This is a genomic window from Micromonospora sp. NPDC005237, from assembly GCF_040607775.1.
Taxonomy (GTDB): domain Bacteria; phylum Actinomycetota; class Actinomycetes; order Mycobacteriales; family Micromonosporaceae; genus Micromonospora.
In genome coordinates, this window is the sequence record NZ_JBEXHJ010000007.1 from 472,322 (window position 1) to 489,412 (window position 17,091).

The 17,091-nt window shown below is 68.5% G+C and carries 14 protein-coding genes; 8 read left to right on the top strand and 6 right to left on the bottom strand.

The window, feature by feature from the left end:
• Positions 1 to 40: 40 nt before the first annotated feature.
• From ABZT87_RS21785 to ABZT87_RS21795, 3 genes are read right to left on the bottom strand one after another with little or no spacing between them, the layout of a single operon-like run.
• Complete coding sequence (locus ABZT87_RS21785) at positions 41 to 979, bottom strand: carbohydrate ABC transporter permease (protein WP_355137734.1); 939 nt, start codon at positions 977 to 979, stop codon at positions 41 to 43.
• A complete protein-coding gene (locus ABZT87_RS21790; protein WP_354861172.1) occupies positions 976 to 1,968 on the bottom strand; it encodes an ABC transporter permease subunit in 993 nt (330 codons plus the stop codon). Before ABZT87_RS21790 ends, ABZT87_RS21785 begins: the two co-directional genes overlap by 4 nt.
• 9 nt (positions 1,969 to 1,977) lie before the next feature.
• Entirely contained in the window at positions 1,978 to 4,368 is a 2,391-nt protein-coding gene (locus ABZT87_RS21795; protein WP_355137736.1) for a glycoside hydrolase family 3 N-terminal domain-containing protein, read from the bottom strand.
• Positions 4,369 to 4,683: 315 nt separating this feature from the next.
• Here ABZT87_RS21795 and ABZT87_RS21800 point away from each other — a divergent pair, with 315 nt between their 5' ends.
• The 3 genes from ABZT87_RS21800 to ABZT87_RS21810 all read left to right on the top strand — a co-directional run bounded on the left by ABZT87_RS21800 (position 4,684) and on the right by ABZT87_RS21810 (position 8,208).
• Positions 4,684 to 5,718: a LacI family DNA-binding transcriptional regulator gene (locus ABZT87_RS21800; RefSeq protein ID WP_355066461.1), complete on the top strand. Its 1,035-nt coding sequence runs from the start codon at positions 4,684 to 4,686 to the stop codon at positions 5,716 to 5,718.
• Positions 5,719 to 5,732: 14 nt separating this feature from the next.
• Positions 5,733 to 6,755, top strand: coding sequence for an acetylxylan esterase (locus ABZT87_RS21805; RefSeq protein WP_355137737.1), 1,023 nt, complete (start codon positions 5,733 to 5,735; stop codon positions 6,753 to 6,755).
• A 268-nt stretch (positions 6,756 to 7,023) separates the two neighbouring features.
• Positions 7,024 to 8,208, top strand: coding sequence for a cellulose binding domain-containing protein (locus tag ABZT87_RS21810; protein WP_355137739.1), 1,185 nt, complete (start codon positions 7,024 to 7,026; stop codon positions 8,206 to 8,208).
• A gap of 137 nt (positions 8,209 to 8,345) precedes the next feature.
• Here ABZT87_RS21810 and ABZT87_RS21815 read toward each other — a convergent pair whose 3' ends face one another.
• A complete protein-coding gene (locus tag ABZT87_RS21815) occupies positions 8,346 to 8,654 on the bottom strand; it encodes a hypothetical protein (protein WP_355137741.1) in 309 nt (102 codons plus the stop codon).
• Here ABZT87_RS21815 and ABZT87_RS21820 point away from each other — a divergent pair.
• On the top strand, positions 8,646 to 9,110 hold the full coding sequence (locus ABZT87_RS21820; RefSeq protein WP_355137743.1) for a hypothetical protein: 465 nt from the start codon (positions 8,646 to 8,648) through the stop codon (positions 9,108 to 9,110). The genes ABZT87_RS21815 and ABZT87_RS21820 overlap by 9 nt on opposite strands.
• Before the next feature lie 283 nt (positions 9,111 to 9,393).
• Here ABZT87_RS21820 and ABZT87_RS21825 read toward each other — a convergent pair whose 3' ends face one another.
• Together ABZT87_RS21825 and ABZT87_RS21830 are read right to left on the bottom strand one after the other, a co-directional pair.
• Positions 9,394 to 9,876 (bottom strand): GNAT family N-acetyltransferase, encoded by a 483-nt coding sequence (locus tag ABZT87_RS21825; protein WP_355137745.1) that lies wholly within the window; start codon positions 9,874 to 9,876, stop codon positions 9,394 to 9,396.
• Between the two features lie 182 nt (positions 9,877 to 10,058).
• Positions 10,059 to 10,733: a hypothetical protein gene (locus tag ABZT87_RS21830; RefSeq protein ID WP_355137747.1), complete on the bottom strand. Its 675-nt coding sequence runs from the start codon at positions 10,731 to 10,733 to the stop codon at positions 10,059 to 10,061.
• A 134-nt stretch (positions 10,734 to 10,867) separates the two neighbouring features.
• On the opposite strand from ABZT87_RS21830, the gene ABZT87_RS21835 reads away from it, so the two are divergent.
• The 4 genes from ABZT87_RS21835 (at position 10,868) to ABZT87_RS21850 (ending at position 17,067) form a co-directional block, all read left to right on the top strand.
• The gene (locus tag ABZT87_RS21835) at positions 10,868 to 11,284 is read left to right on the top strand and encodes a VOC family protein (RefSeq protein WP_355137786.1); all 417 of its coding nucleotides are present in this window, start codon (positions 10,868 to 10,870) and stop codon (positions 11,282 to 11,284) included.
• A gap of 247 nt (positions 11,285 to 11,531) precedes the next feature.
• Complete coding sequence (locus ABZT87_RS21840; protein ID WP_355137749.1) at positions 11,532 to 12,188, top strand: hypothetical protein; 657 nt, start codon at positions 11,532 to 11,534, stop codon at positions 12,186 to 12,188.
• An 866-nt stretch (positions 12,189 to 13,054) separates the two neighbouring features.
• A complete protein-coding gene (locus tag ABZT87_RS21845; protein ID WP_355137751.1) occupies positions 13,055 to 15,928 on the top strand; it encodes a BTAD domain-containing putative transcriptional regulator in 2,874 nt (957 codons plus the stop codon).
• A gap of 431 nt (positions 15,929 to 16,359) precedes the next feature.
• Positions 16,360 to 17,067, top strand: coding sequence for a hypothetical protein (locus ABZT87_RS21850; RefSeq protein ID WP_355137788.1), 708 nt, complete (start codon positions 16,360 to 16,362; stop codon positions 17,065 to 17,067).
• The last annotated feature ends 24 nt before the right edge of the window (positions 17,068 to 17,091 follow it).

The following is a 17,091-nucleotide window of genomic DNA, read 5'->3' on the forward strand; positions in this document are numbered from 1 at the left end:
GTCCTTTCGGGTTCGGTGGAGGAAATGGTGGACGTGCCGGTCAGCCCTTGACGGCGCCGAGCATCACGCCGCGGACGAAGTACCGCTGGACGAAGGGATAGACCACGAGGATGGGCAGGGTCGTGAGCACGATCGTCACGGCCTTGAGCGTCGCGTCGGCCTGCACCTCGTCGGCCTCGGCGATGACGCCGACGTTCTCCGCGCCGGTGGCCCCCGCGATCAGGTTGCGCAGATAGACGGTCACCGGCCACAGCTCCTGCTGGTCCATGTAGAGGAAGGCGGCGAACCAGGAGTTCCAGAAGGCCACGGCGTAGAACAGCACCATCGTGGCGACGATCGCCTTCGACAGCGGCAGCACGATGCGCAGCAGGATGCCGTACGTGTTGAGCCCGTCGACGGCAGCGGCCTCTTCCAGGTCGGTGGGCAGACTCTCGAAGAACGCCTTCATCACCAGCAGGTTGAACACGTTGATCGCGTTGGGCACCGCGATGGCCCAGACGCTGTTCTTCATGCCCAAGCTGGTGACCAGCACGTAGTTGGGGATCAGGCCGCCGGTGAAGAACATGGTGAACACCGCGATACCGATCAGAGCCGTACGGCCCCGCAGGTGCTTCTTGGACAACGCGTAGGCGTAACAGGTGGTCAGCACGATCGAGATGGCCGTGGCGACGACCGTGTAGAAGACGGTGTTGCGGTAGTTCGTCCAGAACAGCGAGTCGTTCAGCACCAGCCGGTAGGTGTCCAGGTTGAACCCGCGCGGCACGAGGTTGACCTTGCCGGCGATGAGGTACCGCTCGTCACTGAGCGAACGGGCCACGACGTTGACGAACGGGAACAGCGTCGCCACCACGACGATGGTGAGCACTACCGCGTTGCACGCCTGGAACACGCGGTAGCCCCGGCTCGGGCGGATTCCGCGCGGCCGGGCGCGGGCGGGCAGGCCGCTGCCGCTGGCCGTGTCGGTGGCGTCGACGCTCACCACAGGCTCGTCCCGACGGTGCGCCGGGCGATCAGATTCGCCGTCAGGACCAGCGTGAGCCCGATGACCGCCTCGAACAACCCGATGGCCGCGGCGTAGCTGAAGTTGCTGGACCCGAAGCCCATCCGGAACAGGTACGTGGAGAGCACGTCGGCGGTCGGATAGGTCAGCGGGTTGTAGAGCAGCAGGATCTTCTCGAACCCGACCGCCATGAAGCTGCCGATGTTGAGGATCAGCAACGTCACCATGGTGGGGCGGATGCCCGGCAGCGTCACGTGCCAGGTCTGCCGCCACCGGTTGGCGCCGTCGATCCGGGCCGCCTCGTACAGGTCGTCGTCGACGGTGGTGAGCGCGGCGAGGTAGAGAATCGTGCCCCAGCCGACCGTCTGCCAGACCTCGGACGACACGTAGATGGTCCGGAACCACTCGGCTCGTTGCAGGAACGGCACCGCGTCGCCGCCGGTGGCCTGCACGATCTGGTTGATGGTGCCGTCGACCGAGGTCAGCTGCATGACCATGGCCGCCACGATCACGATCGACAGGAAGTGCGGCAGGTAGGACACGGACTGGACGAACCGCCGCAGGCGGCGGGCGCGCACCTCGTTGAGCAGCAGCGCCAGGACGATCGGCAGCGGGAAGCAGAACAGCAGGGTCAGCGTCCCGAGCACCAGCGTGTTGGTGAAGACGTCCCAGAACGTCGGGTCGGTGAGGAACATCCGGAAGTACCGCAGCCCCACCCAGTACTCACCGAAGATGCTGCCGCCGGGCTTGAACCGTCGGAACGCGATGACGTTGCCGATCATCGGGAGGTACCGGAAGACCAGGAAGAACAGCAGAGGCAGGATGGCGAGCGAGTAGAGCTGCCAGTCCCGGCGCAGCGCCTGCCGCCAGGTGCGGCGCCGGCGCGGTGCGGGCGGGGCCCCGACGGTGACCGCCGCCGGAGGGCCGGGTGGCGCCGGTGGCGGTGGCCGTAACGTTCCGGATGTCATCCTCGCCTCCTATGCGGAGTGCGGTACGGCCACCAGGGGCTCGATCCGCACCGACGTGAGTAGTTCCCGCTGGTGGCCGACCTCGCGCTCGGCCCCGGCGAGCCGCAGCGGCAGGGCCGCCGCCATCTCCCCACTCGACCGGCCGAACCGCAGCTCCACCGCGCCTGGCTCGACGACGCGCCGACCGGACCGACCGGTGAACGACGCGATGTCGGCCGGTACGCCGAACGTCACGTGCGCCTCCGCCCCGGGCTCCAACGGCACCCGGGCGAAGCCGACGAGCCGGATCACCGGGCGGGTGGTCTGCGCCACCGGGTCGTGCAGGTAGAGCTGCACCACCTCGGTGCCGGCCCGGTCACCCGTGTTGCGGACGGTGATCCGCACCCGCACCTCGCCGTCGACCGGCCAGTCCGTCGTCTCGTCCCGATCCCCATCCGCCGACGGCACGACCGTGGCGTCGGACCACTCGAAGCTGGTGTAGCTCAGGCCGTGGCCGAACGGGTACGCCGGGGTCGTGTCGATCGAGGACACCTTGTTGCGGTGCCCGAGCGGCGGCGACAAGTAGGTGCCCGGCAGTCCGCCAGCGTCGCGGGGAACGCTGACCGGCAACCGCCCGGACGGGTTCACCGCGCCGATGAGCACCTCGGCGAGCGCCTGCCCGCCGAGCTGGCCGGGGAAGAACGCCTGCACGACCGCCGCCGCGGCGTCGAACTCCGGGCCGAGCGCGTACGGCCGGCCGGTCATCAGCACCAGCACCACCGGGGTGCCGGTGGCGAGGACGGCCCGCACGAGGTCGGCCTGCACCCCGGGCAGCCGCAGATCGGCGGCGTCGCAGCCCTCACCGGAGGTGCCCCGGCCGAACATTCCCGCCCGGTCGCCGACGGCGAGCACACACACGTCGGCGGCGGTGGCCGCGGCGACCGCGGCCGGGATGCCCGAGGTGTCCTCGCCGGTGATGGCGCAGCCCGGCTCGTGGGTGAGCAGGGGGACGCGGCGGGCCAGTTCCTCGCGCAGCGAGGCGATGTCCAGGCCGAGGCCATGGTCGCTGTGGTTGACGCCGACGTGGTTGGGGAAGGAGTAGCAGCCGAGCATGGCCATCGGGTCGTCGGCGACCGGACCCACCAGGGCGACGCGGCTCGCGACGGGCAGCGGCAGGACACCGTCGTTGCGCAGCAGGACGACGGACTCGCGGGCCAGGCGTACGGCGACGTCCCGGCTGGCCTCGTCGTCGAGGCGCAGGTCGGCGACGTCGTCGGGCACCTCGCGCCAGTCCTCGTCGAGCAGGCCGAGCTCGATCTTCTGGATCAGCACCCGACGCAACGCCCGGTCGATCAGCGCCTCGTCGACCTCGCCGGCGCGGACCGCCTCCACCAGCGCGTCGCCGAAGGCGTCCACGGTGGGCAGTTCCACGTCGATCCCGGCGCGCAGGGCCAGGTGGGCGGCGTCGGCGGCGCCCTCGGCGACACCGTGCAGAGTCTGCAGGAACCGCACGGCGAAGTAGTCGGCGACCACGGTGCCGGTGAAACCCCACTCGTCGCGCAGCAGCCCGGTCAGCAGGTGCTCGTCGGCGGCGGCCGGCATGCCGTCGATCTCGGCGTAGGAGTTCATCACCGACCGCGCGCCGCCGAGGCGCAGGGCCATCTCGAACGGCGGCAGGATGACGTCGGCCAGCTCGCGGCGCCCCATCGACACCGGGGCGAGGTTGCGGCCACCCCGGGAGGCGGAGTAGCCGGCGAAGTGCTTGAGGGTGGCGACCACGCCGGCGTTCTCCAGGCCCCGCACGTACGCCGCGCCGGTCGTCCCCACCAGGTACGGGTCCTCCCCGATCGTCTCCTCGGTGCGGCCCCAGCGGTAGTCGCGGGTGACGTCGACGACGGGCGCGAGCCCCTGGTGTACGCCAGCGGCGCGCATCGACCGGCCGATCCGGCCGGCCATCTCCTCAACCAGGTCGGGGTCGAACGATGCGCCCCAGGCCAGTGGGGTCGGGTAGACGGTGGCCCGCCAGGCCGCGAACCCGGTGAGGCACTCCTCGTGCACCTGGGCGGGAATGCCGAACCGGCTGGCGGCGACGATCTGCGCCTGGGAGGCCGCCAGCGACCGGGCGCCGAGCACCGGGTCGACCGGCGCGGTGCCGAACGGCCGGGTGAGCTGGCCCAGCCCGTGGGAGATCACGCTGTCCCAGGCCGGCGTCTCGGCGACCATGTCGGACTGGTGCGGGGCGACGCCCTCGCCGGAGGCGTCGGCGCCGACCCAGACGCCGACGAGCTGGGCGATCTTCTCCTGCACCGACATCAGCGGGAGCAGCGCCTCGGCCCGCTCGGCCGGTGACAGCCGCGCGTCGCGCCACGGTGTGGCGTCGCGGGACGTCGGTTCGCCGTCGGCGGGCAGCTGACTTCTCATGCCGAGACCCCTTAGCTCCGGCCACGTTCCCGCACCCTCGTGGGACCGGTCCGTGGCGGACGTGTGCGATCCGAAACTTTCCGGAAACCCAAGCAACCTTTTCGGCAACCTAAGTCCACCGCCCGGATGTAGTCAAGGGGCTCGATCGGTCGCGGAACGGCTCCTTCGTACGGTCAGTGGCACTGGCCATTGCGCTCAGTCATGACCGGGCCCGGGAACCGCCGCAGCCGCGCCTGAGCTACGGCCACATCGACCGTCCTGACCGACTGATCGTGTTAAGGTCTTCCGAAAATTTCGACGCTGCATGAGGCTGCGATGACAGAGCACCGCCCGCTCGACCCACCCGCCTCCACCACCATCGCGACGATCGCCCACGACGTCGGCGTGTCGGTCGCCACGGTGTCCAAGGTCCTCAACGGCCACGAGGATGTCGCCCCCGGCACCAGGGCACGGGTCGAGGAGAGTCTCGACCGTCACCGGTACCAGCGCCGCGCCCGGCGATCGTCCGGCGCGGGGCGGATCGATCTCGTGTTCCACGAGTTCGACACCGGCTGGGCGATGGAGGTCCTGCGCGGCGCCGAGGCGGTCACCAGCATCGCCGGCATCGGCCTCGCGGTCTCCCAACTCGACGGCGCGCACCGCCCACCGCAACGGTGGCTCGACACGCTGCTCAGCCAACGCCCGCTGGGTGTGCTGCTCGTCCTCTGCCACCTGACCGAGACGCAGCAACAGCAACTGCGACGCCAGGGCGTCCCGTTCGTCGTGATCGACACCGACAGCGCGACCTCGGCCTCCGTGCCCACGGTCGGGTCGAACAACTGGAACGGCGGCCTGCTCGCCGCTCGACACCTGCTGGAGCTGGGCCACCGCCGAAACGCCGTCATCTCCGGGCCGCCCGACGTGCTGTGCAGCCGGGCCCGAGCCGCGGGCTTCCAGCACGCGCATGAGGAGATCGGGTTGACCGTCGACCGCGAGCTGGTCCGCTACGGCAGCTTCTCCGCCGGGGCCGGGCACGCCCACGGGCTTGAGCTGCTGAACCGGCCGGACCGGCCCACGGCGATCTTCGCCGGCTCGGACACGCAGGCCATGGGGGTGCTCCGGGCCGCCCGGCAGTGCGGCCTGCGGGTCCCCGAGGACCTCTCCGTGATCGGGTACGACAACCTGCCGGTCGCCACCTGGACCGATCCGGCTCTCACCACAATCAACCAGCCGCTGCGCGACATGGCGGGCATCGCCACCCAGATGCTGCTCGGCCTGGTCGGCGGCACCGCCCCGGCGACCAGCCGGATCGACCTGGTGACCGAGTTGGTCGTCCGGGAGAGCACCGCACCCCCCGCCCAACAGCTCTGACCCTGCGAGGAACCGTGCCGTACTCCGACCCCGCCCTCGCCCTCGCCCTCGCCGAGCTTGAGCGATACGTGCCGACCGTCGCCGAGCCCGAGGACTTCGACCACTTCTGGCGTGGCACCCTCGCCGAGGCGGCCACCCGTCCGGTGCTCGTGGACGTCCGTCCCGAACCCACCGACCTGCGCCTGCTCGACTCCTGGGACGTCACGTTCGCCGGCTTCGGCGGTGACCCGGTGCGCGCCTGGTACACCCGACCGGCGGGTGTACGCGGACCGCTGCCCGCCGTGGTGGAGTACGCCGGCTACGGGCGTGGACGCGGCCTGCCGCACGAGCGGCTGACCTGGCCGGTCGTCGGGTACGCGCACCTGTTGATGGACAACCGGGGCCAGGCGGGGCAGCACGGCGCCGGCGACACCGCCGACCCGCACGGCAGGCCCGGCGGCCCCTGGCCGGCCACCTGGGGAATCCTCGACCCGCACGACTACCACTACCGACGTCTGATCACCGACGCGGTCCGGGCCGTCGAGGCGGTTCGCGCCCTGCCCGGAATCGACGCGGGCCGGGTCGCCGTGGTCGGCAACAGTCAGGGCGGCGGCCTGGCCCTGGCGGTGGCCGGCCTCGTCGACGACCTCGCGGCGGTGCTGGCGACGGCCCCGTTCCTCTGCGACGTCCAGCGCGCCATCACGCTCAGCGACGTGTCGCCGTACGGTGAGATCGGCCGGTACCTGGCGGTGCACCGGGAGGCCGAGGACGCGGTCCGGCGCACGTTGTCCTACGTCGACGGGGTGACCTTCGCCCGGCGGGCCACCGCGCCGGCGCACTTCGGCGTCGGCCTGCGCGACACCGTTTGCCCGCCGAGCACCGGCTTCGCCGCCTACAACCAGTACGGCGCCGCGACCGGACGGCCCGTCCCACCGCAGCGGGAGATGCACGTCTACCCGTTCAACGGCCATGAGGGCGGCGAGGCCGTGCACGTCCGGCGGCAGCTGCGCTGGCTCGCCGCGAGGCTCGCGCCGACCGAGGTGACGGGCCAGGACTGACCGCCTCGTCCACTCCCGACCATCGCCCACGTTCGATGCATTGCCGGTGTTAGCGATAACAAGCTATGGTGCGTCCAGGCGGGGTGCAGGGCACATCCCGGCCAGGGCTCATCGATCCGTCGTCTCCGACCGTCGATGACCAGAGCGTACGACCAGCGGTGATGACGTCCGGGTTCCTGGTCCTCGCGCAGCTCACTCTCGCGTACCGCGCGGTTCCGCCTCGTCGGTGGGCCGCCGATGTCGTGCCCCCACCACCTGAGGAAGCCCCATGAGCAGACCGATCCTTGGCAACCCCGTCCCCCCGCTGCCCGCCACCACCGCGACGACGTCGAGGCCCCGCCGGGCCCGACTGTGGTGGGCGGCCCTGGCCGCCGTCGCGGCCATGACCGCGGCCGTCCCGGTGGCGACCGCGCCCGCGAGCGCCGAGTCCAACGGCGGGGTACGTGTCATGCCCCTCGGCGACTCGATCACCGACGGCTTCAACGTCGCCGGTGGCTACCGGATCGAACTCTGGCAGCGGTTCGTCTCCGGCGGATACCGGATCGACTTCGTCGGTTCCGGGTTCAACGGCCCGGCCAGCCTCGGTGACCACGACCACGAGGGCCATTCCGGGTGGACGATCGCCCAGATCGACGCCAACGTCGTCAACTGGCTGCGGGCCACGAACCCGCGGACCGTGCTGCTGCACATCGGCACCAACGACATGTACGGGGACACGTCCGGCGCCCCGGCTCGTCTGGCCACCCTGGTCGATCGCATCACCAACACCGCACCGAACGCGGAGGTGTTCGTCGCGACGATCATCCCGAAGTCCGGCGCGGACACCCAGGTCCGCGGCTACAACGCGGCGATCCCGGGGATCGTGCAGACCCGGGCCGCCGCCGGCAAGCGCGTCCACCTGGTCGACATGTACCGCGCGCTGACGCTCAGCGACCTGGCCGACGGCGTACACCCCAACGCCACGGGTTACCGCAAGATGGCCGTCGCCTGGTACGACGCCCTGCGCACGGTGCCCGGCAGCATCGGGGGCGACACGCCGCCGACCACCGCACCACCCACCACCGCGCCACCGACCACGCCCCCGCCGACCACGGCACCGCCCACCACCGCGCCGCCGACCACGCCCCCGCCGTCCGGGGGATGCCGGGTCACGTACACGGTCAACGCCTGGAACAGCGGGCTCACCGCGGCCGTGTCGGTGACCAACACCGGCAGCAGCGCGGTCAACGGTTGGGCCCTGGCGTTCACGCTGCCCGACGGCCAGACCATCACCAGCGGCTGGAACGCCACCTACTCCCCGTCGAGCGGGGCGGTCACCGCGCGCAACGTCTCCTACAACGGCACCATCGCCCCGAACACGTCGGTCGACATCGGCTTCCAGGCCACCCACACCGGCAACGCCGGTCGGCCGTCCGCCTTCACGCTCAACGGCACCGCCTGCGCGGTCGCCTGACCCTCGTACCCGACGCGGGACGCGGGGGCGGCGAGGCTTCTTCTCGCCGCCCCCGCAGGTACGGGTGGCTCAGGACGCGTAACGGTCGGACGCCGAGCGCCGCGCCGCTCGGCGTCCGGATCTGGCTCCCCTCTGTGTCAAGACACCGCCAGGAGGAGAGTTCTATCCTGGGTTTCGGCGGGTCCGGGAAGTGACTTCTCCGAAGAGCCGGCTGGGGGATGAGAGTCGGTCGCGCTGGAGCCAGTTGTCGTTCCCCGTTGTCCTCCCGGGCCCGCTGCCGCGGCCACCGCGTCGTTGATCATGCGCCGGTAGACGATGTCGGACAGGCGTCGTTTCAGGGCGAGCATCGCCTCCATGGACGTCTTGCCGGACGTCTTCTTTCGGTCGAAGTAGGTGCGGCCTTCGGTGGGATTGCGCAACTGGACGGTGGCCATGATGTGCAGCACCCGGTTGATCTGCCGGTTCCCGGCCTGCGGATCTTCGAAGCCTGCGGGTCGAACATCGCCGACCTGGGCGAGGAACACGGACACCGGGTCCTGCGTGTGCGCGGCAAAGGCGGCAAGGCCAGCGAGCCCACCAACACGGCCGCCGCCAGTACAGCCTCGGCGCCGCTGCCAACCCAGGATTGGAACCGCCTGGCCTGCCACACCCTGCCCACGGACATGTTGGAAATCCTTGACAACCTTGCGGACACTCGTAAGGCAGCCGAGCACGCGTTGAAGTCGGCGGACCGGATCATGTCGGCGCACGGTCGGGACCTGCGGGACGCGGTGAACGCCCGGGAGACCGCTGACCTGAACGGGGAGCAGTCGACTGCGGTGGAGGCGAACTTGGAGATCAGCAAAGCCGCACTCAAGGTCGCTGAGGCGTGCGCAACGCTCTACGGGGACGGGCCGTGGTGAGCTGAGTGGCGTGGAACGCGTCAGCGTAGGAGATCACGGCGGTTCCGAGGGAACGCGGAGCATGCCCATCACTGAGGAATGGCGCCGTCGCCGCCACCGGCAGCGGCGGCAACGACTTCTCGGTGACCGCAGGAATCTCGATGGCCCTTTTCCATCGTGATCACCGCCGTAGTCAACCCGGTACTGTGGGCACGGGTCACGCTTCAATGGAACGCACATGATGCCTATGCGGCACCCCGGACTTGCTCAGCAGAGGCGTCTGCGTAACGGGTGGGTGGTCTGTTTACGTCACGGCGGTAGTGGCAGGCCACGAGTAGTTGTACACGATATAGCCTCTGTAGACGGCGAGCTTGTCGTACAAAGCGCGGGCGTCGGCGTCGATCTCGGTGTTCCAGTACAGACGCGGGGCACCATGCTCATCGCCATCCTTCGCGACCCGCTCGATCATCGCCGTGGCGATACCTCGGCGTCGTGCCTGCGGGTCTACGAACAATTCTGCCAGGTAGCATCTCCCGGCACCCCAGACGCTGGCGTGGAACAGGTAATGCGCGATGCCAACCATCTTGCCATCGAGCCGTGCACAGATGCCCCGGATCTGCTCTCCGTTGACCAGACGCTGCCACGTGCGTTCGTAGCCGCCGTCGTCAACCTCAGTCGCGGGCCGACCCGGCCGACCGGCCCAGTGGGCGTGGAAGCTCCGGGTCAGCCCTTCCCACTCGCCGCGGTCGAGTTCGGTCAGTGAGTCAATGGTCAGCACGGTTGCCATCCTCGCATCGCCACCAGCGCCCGACGTACCGAGAGCGTCAGCCGCTTGCGAATGGTGGACCGGTATCCGCATCTGCCGCTGAGTGTGCGCGGATCTGCCGAAAGTCGTATGTCGGATCGCGCAGGCGTACCTCGGTGGGCCGTCGGCCAGGCCCGCGTGGCCAGGCTCCCGGCTCACCCACGTCAGTACCGGAAGACCTGCTCGGACACTCGGAACGTCGTGCTGCATTGCGTGCAGGTGGCACGGCCGAACAGGTAGGTGAGGGCAATGGCGACGGACTGCTGCCCGGCCTGCACGCTCATCAGATGCAGCCGTTGACCGACGCCGTTCAACTCGTCCGGTTCGGTCGGCAGTAGCGGTGTCTGCTCGACATCCGGCTTCGTGGCGTAGTCCTCGTGGGTGGCGAAACACCCATCCTCGCCGAAGGCCACGAACAGCGACGTCTCGCACTGCGGGCACTCGACCTCGATCTCGTCGTGCACGATCCGATCGAGCTCCGCCCCCCAGAGCTCGTCACCCTCCAGCGCCATCACCGCCTGCAGACGGAAGACGAACGAGTGCCGGTCGGTCGGTGTGGCAAGCCAGTCGTTGGTCAGCCGGTGCATGGTTGCGAACACTTCGGCGTATCGCGGCCAGTTAGCCTCATCAAGATCCGCTGCGATCTTGCCGGCAAGCATCAGAACGTTGTCGCGGTCGGCCGGTGCGTACCGGCCCGCGAGGTCGGCCATACGCGGGATCAGGAAGGCTTCGTCCGCATCGGAGAAACCTTCGTGGCACGCCTTCTCGTATAGCGAGTCCCAAGCATCTGCGTACGGATCGACCGCAGCGGTCGCCAGCAACTCGTCGACCTTCGTCACGGCATGAATCTAACCAGGTCGCCGCGCCGGATCGTGCCGACGACGACAGCGCTCGGGGTGGAGATCCCACCCGTGGCGGAACACGTGATCGGGTGCGCTCACCTGCCGCTGTCGGCGCGCGGGCGGCGAGCACGATGGACCCTGCGTACGCTGCCGTGGTGCAGATCGATCTGGTTGCCCTGATCGTTGACGAGTACGAACCCGCGATCGCGTTCTTCACCGACGTACTCGGCTTCGATCTCGTCGAGGATTCCCCATCGCTGACCACTGACGGGCGGCCCAAGCGTTGGGTCGTCGTCCGGCCGCCGGGTGCCCAGACCGGGATTCTCCTCGCTCGCGCCGACGGAGAACACCAACGTGCCGCAACTGGTAACCAGGTAGCCGGCCGAGTCGGGTTCTTCCTCCGAGTCGACGACTTCGACGCCACTTACCGACGGATGGCCGAGGCCGGTGTCACCTTCGTCCGGGAGCCAAGGGCCGAGCCCTATGGCCGGGTCACGGTCTTCCTCGACATCGCCGGCAACCGGTGGGACCTACTCGGATGCGCATGACGTCGCCGCAGTTGTCAGTCGAGGCGCCCAGGTCAGACGTCCTGATGTGCCGCTGAGTGTGCGCGGATCTGCCGATGAGAGGTCATCCAGGGTTCAGCGCTCACAGATGTCGCTGGTATGGCAGGTCGCGGTGTCGACTCCCTCGTCACCTGGCATCAAGTGCCGCCCGGCCTATCTTCAGATAATCAGGTCCTCCGACGAAGAACAAGACTTGATCTTGTAGCGCGGTGGTTCCACGCTGTGACACATGAGATGGGACCCCGTCACCACGCTCCAACGCGCCCTGTGGATCGGCGGCGGCCAGTGGGCCGGCAAATCCACTGTCGCTGGCATTCTCGCTGAGCGGTACGGCCTCACCCATTACCACTACGACTACCACGACGCTCGCGGCCATGATGATCGGCGGATAGCACAGCGGGTCCGTTGCGGTGAGTCCCCAACCGGACCGGACTGGGAGGCAGTCTGGATCCAAGCAACGCCTGAGGAGATGGCCGATCAGGTCATCGCCGACTTCCCGGACCGTTTCCAGTGGGTGCAAGACGACCTACGTGCCCTCGTCTCCCCTCGGCCCATCCTTGCTGAGGGCTGGGGGCTACGCCCAGAACTGGTCGCGCCGGTCGCCGGCTCTATCGGCCGGATGGTGGTCATGGTCGCGGCCGAGGAGTTCCGGCAACGCCAGGTCGCTCGGCTACCCCGTGCCGGCGCCATCGGTCATCAGGTCAGCGACTCGCAACTCGCTCAACGCAACCGCGTCGAGCGTGATCGGTTGATCGCCGCAGACGCGGTCCGCAACGCGCACCGATTGGGGGTCCGCGTCATCGAGGTCGACGGATCACGGGACGCCGAAGCCGTGGCCGACCTAGTGGCCGAGCACTTCGCGCCGTTCCTGCCCGAGCAGCCTTGAACGTATAACTCATCTGCCGCAAGTTGCGCGTCACAAGGCGCGACGGCTACTCGTGCTGACCGACGCACGCTCGTGGGCGTACCAGCGGACTCGCCATACTGAGCTGCATGACGCAGGCAGAGCACGTCGATGCTGTCTCCACAGCCGGCCGTCAACGCTTCGCTGATGGTGCGGACGCGGTGTCCAGGCGATTCCCGGCCTCGTTCATTCGCACGATCACCGACCGGCGACGATGCAGATCGATACCGACGTATTGCTGTCCGTCGCGGTCGGCGTCTGGCTCGCCGGCAGGGCCTCCGCCGCAGGCTCGACGACCCCGCGGGAATCGCCGTCGACGGTAAGACCCTGCGCGGCTCCCGCAGCGCCGACACCGCCGCCCGGCACGTGATGACCGCCTGCGACCAGGCCACCAGTGTGGTCCTGGCCAGCATCGACGTCGACGGCAAGACCAACGAGTCACCCTGTGCCGAGCACACTTTGCCGGGGCCCTGGGTTCGACCGGCTCGGTGCTGCCGCGCTGCGGCAGGCAATCCGCCCGTTCGCGCCGGCACGGTCGACCTTGAAGGCGAAAGTCGGGTAGGGATCGAGTGCCTTGCGGAGCTTGCCGGCGTTCCTCTCGGACTTGGCCACCCTGCGCAACACCGCGGTCAGCCTTCTCCGCCTGGACGGCGTCACCTCGATCGCACCAGCCTTACGCCGAAACGGCCAAGATCCGTAACGATCCCTACGACTCCATGGACTCACCTAAAACGGTCAAATCTCGACCTTGCGACGGCCCTGGGATCGCGCCCTGGATATTGCCATAACTCATTGATACTTTCCTGTCGCTGCCGTTGTCCCAGCGCCGGGCGGGCAGTGTTGCGAAGATGGGGGCGACCAGCAACGAGCAGGCGCATCGGGGGATCATGCAATTTCGTCTGCTGGGGCCGGTGGAACTGTGGGAGGCAGACCAGCGGGTTGACATCGGCCCGATGAAGCAACGTGCGGTTCTCGCCGCGCTCCTCGTCGATGCCGGGCGACCGATCAGCCCAGATGTCCTGACCGACCGTGTCTGGGGCGACAAACGTCCGGCCCAGGTCCGCAACGTTGTGCACACCTATGTCACCCGGCTCCGTAGCGTATTCGCCCGGCTGCCCACCGGTTCGCCTGGCCGGCGGCCGCAACTGCTCAAACAGCCGGCCGGCTACGTGCTGGACCTGGACGCTCGAGATGTCGACCTACTGCTGTTCCGCTCGCGGGTCGGCGAGGCGGCCGCGGCGCGCACCAGTCAACCCGACCGGGCGCGGCTGTTGCGGGAAGCTATCGACCTGTGGCGCGGAGAGCCGCTTGCGGGAGTGGCCGGCGAATGGGCGGCACAGACACGCGACGCCTGGCAGATGGAACGGTGCGAAGCGGTGGCGGGCTGGGCACGGACCTCGATCGACCTGGGCCAGGGGGCCGAGGCAGTGGGACCGTTGGAGGATCTGTGCCGGCAGCATCCCTTCAACGAGTCGACTCTCGCACTGCTGATGCGGGCGATGCACGCCGCCGGACGCGATTCGGCAGCACTGGACCGCTATACGGCCATCCGGCGCGTCTTCGCCGAGGAACTCGGCATGGAGCCCGGTCCGGAGCTCCAGCAAGTACATCAAGCGATCCTCCGCGGTGAATTGCCGTCGACCGGCCCCAAGCCGGAGGCAGTGGCCCAGATCCCGACTGGTCTTTCGCACTTCGTGGGACGGGAGTCACACCTGTCCCGTCTAGCGGCTCTGCTCGCGGAGGCGGAGAACCAGCCCACCACCACGATGATCGCCACGATCCACGGCACCGCCGGCGTCGGCAAAACAACCTTGGCCGTGCACTGGGCCCGTCAGAACGCCGACCGCTTCCCGGACGGCCAGCTATACGTCGACCTGCACGGGTTCAGCGCGGACAGCACGATCGCCGACCCCGCGACGGTTCTACGTGGCTTTCTGGAAGCTCTCGGCACGCCGGCGGGACGCATCCCCGCCGGGCTGGACGACCGCGCCGCAATGTACCGGAGCTTGATGAGCGGCCGGCGAACTCTGGTCGTACTGGATAATGCCCGCGACGCCGAACAGGTCCGGCCGTTGCTGCCGGGCGCGCCGTCCTGCGTCACCCTGATCACCAGCCGTAACCAGTTGGCGGGGCTGGTGGTGACATACGGTGCCCAGTTGGTATGCCTGGATCTGCTCGACGATGGCGAGGCACGCAGCCTGGTCGTGGACCGGATCGGGGCCGCCCGGGGCGCCCAGGAACCGCAACTGCTGACCGAGATGATCGCGCGCTGTGCCGGACTGTCCTTGGCCTTGGCGGTACTGGGCAGCCGGATGGCGATGCGACCGGACGTGCCGTTGGCCGTCATGGCCGTCGAGCTGCGTGAGACCGGCAACGCCCTCGACGCCTTCGCCAGCGACGACCCGGCCACCGACGCGCGTAGCGTGCTGTCCTGGTCCTATCGGATCTTGAGCGCCCCGGCCGCGCGGTTGTTCCGGCTCCTGGGCGTTCATCCCGGCGAAGACATCACCGCCAACGCCATGGCAAGCTTGCTGGCAGTCCCCGTGCCGGCGGTCCGAGTTTTCATTCGCGAACTGACTACCGCCCAGTTGCTCTCGGAACATCGGCCCGGGCGCTACAAGCTGCACGACCTGCTCCAGGCCTACGCGGTCGAACTGGCCGGCACCGAGGACAGCGCGGCCGAGCAGCACCTGGCCGAGCGGCGACTGTTCGACCACTACCTGCACACGAGCTGCGCGGCACGAATAGCGATGAGCCCTTACCAGCTGCCACGAGCATTGGGCGAACCTTCGCCCGGCACCCAAGTCGCGGAAATTCTCGATCATGCCGGCGCGATGGCCTGGTTCGCGGCCGAACATCGCGTGCTGATGAGCACGCTACGACGCGCGGCGGAGTCCGGCGCGTTCCGGCATGTCTGGTTGCTGGGCTGGTCGCTCTCCACGTTCCTGATCCGTGGGAGCTATTGGCAGGACCATCAGGATGCGATGAAGGCCGCCCTCGATGCGGCAGCACGACACGGCGATCGCGCTGGTGAAGCGTTGGTCTTACTGTGTACCGCGATGGGGCTGAGCCGTATCGGAAAGTCGGCCGAGGCGCGGATCAACCTCGAGCGGGCCGTCCGCCTCCAGGCTGAGCTGGAGGACCGGAGCGCTGAGGCGAACATCCACGGCACGCTTGCCAGTGTGCTGACACGCGAGGGAGCCTATCCCGCGGCCCTGCGCGAGGGCCGTCTCGCCGCCGATCTGTACCGCGCGGCCGGCAACACGTCGGGTGAGGCGGCAGCTTGGGGCAGCATGGCGTGGACGTTGACCCTCATGGGCCGCCCGGATTCCGCTATCGAACACGGCTTGCGGGCGTTGTCCTTGTCCTCCGCCGTCGAAGATCCGAACAGCCAGGCGGCCACCTGGCACACCATCGGGTACGCCCAGCACCAGCTCGGACGCTTTGACGACGCACGCCGCTCGTACGAGGAATCCTTGGCGCTGCTTCAACGCGGCGTCGACCGGTACAACAATGCGCGGGTGCTCGTCGATCTGGGCGACGTCCGGCGTGCGACCAACGACCTTGAGGCCGCCTCTGTGGCATGGTTGCAGGCTCTGAAGATCCTGGTGGACCTCGGCTACGCCGAGGCCGCCGACGTCAGGCGCAAGCTCATGGACCTGCGCCTCGCGACGCTCCGTACCGGGAGTGGTCCGACGACCCAGGAGCACCAGGTCCACTGAGTTAGCGGCGATTTCGCCCTGGGCGCCCCAGCGGCCAACGCCTCGATTACCCCGCCCGGCGCGCCCACCGGCCCGGCGGCCGGTCAGGGCCGAATCAAGAAACGTTCATGTACGTCCCGCGATTCTTCTCCCAGTCACCGGCATTGCCGGTCCGACATCAGGGAGAATCGATGGATTTCACCAGTCCTCATCGTCGGCTCCGGGCCACCGCTCTCGTCCTGGGTGGAGTCGCGACTGCTTCGTGGGCTGACCCGCCCTCGGGCATAGCGGCCACGGCCCGGTTCAGGGCGACAGAGCTAGAATTCGAAGGAGAGGCAGTGAGACGGTCCAACGTGCTCAGATTTCTTTTCAGAGCGCCAAGCGCAACGTTCAAATCGGTCCTGACGTCCGGCAAAACCAAGAGCTCTTTCTGTGCTGCCACCGTTGCCTCGGTGGCACTTCTCGCAGGTGTTGTCGTTGCATCCCCTGCAAGTGCAGCTGCAAACCCGAACCCGGCGCGAATCACCTCGGCCTCTTGGTGGTTGATGGAGGAGCTGCTCAAGCTTCAGCCCGGCTCGCAGAACGGCGGCATCTACGCCGACAAGCCCGGGTACCACAACACCCGAGCGGCAAACAGCTCAGACAACTACTCCGTCCGGGACGCCGAGGACAAGGGCGGCCCATCGGACAAGGCCGCTGCCTATGACTGGACGTTTCCGGAGGCTCAAAGCCTGGCCTTGAGTTCCCTGCAGGTCGATCCGAGCGCGGACAAGAAGCTTCCGGCAGGAATTACGGCAGCAGCATCGAACTACAGCAACATTGCCCGGTTCTCCAACCGCCTGCTGGCTTCCGGGCAGAACGCCAATGATCCGCGCCTGAACGGGTGGAAAGAGTTCTTCGGCCAAACCGACAATGACACGACCGTCGAGGGCTGGGATTTCCGCTACCATCGCGCAGCGTCATCCGACTCATCCCATCTATGGCATATTCACCTAAGTGAGGATCGAGACAAGGTCGAGAGCTACGACAACAAGCAGGCTCTACTCAGCGTCCTACGCGGCGAGACGGTCGACCAGTGGCTGAACCGCGGGGACTGTGGATCTAACGGTGTTTCCGGCCTGACCTGCCAGGCGTTGTGCCTGGTGAGGAGGGTGCCGTGATGACCGCGACACAGAACGATGTGA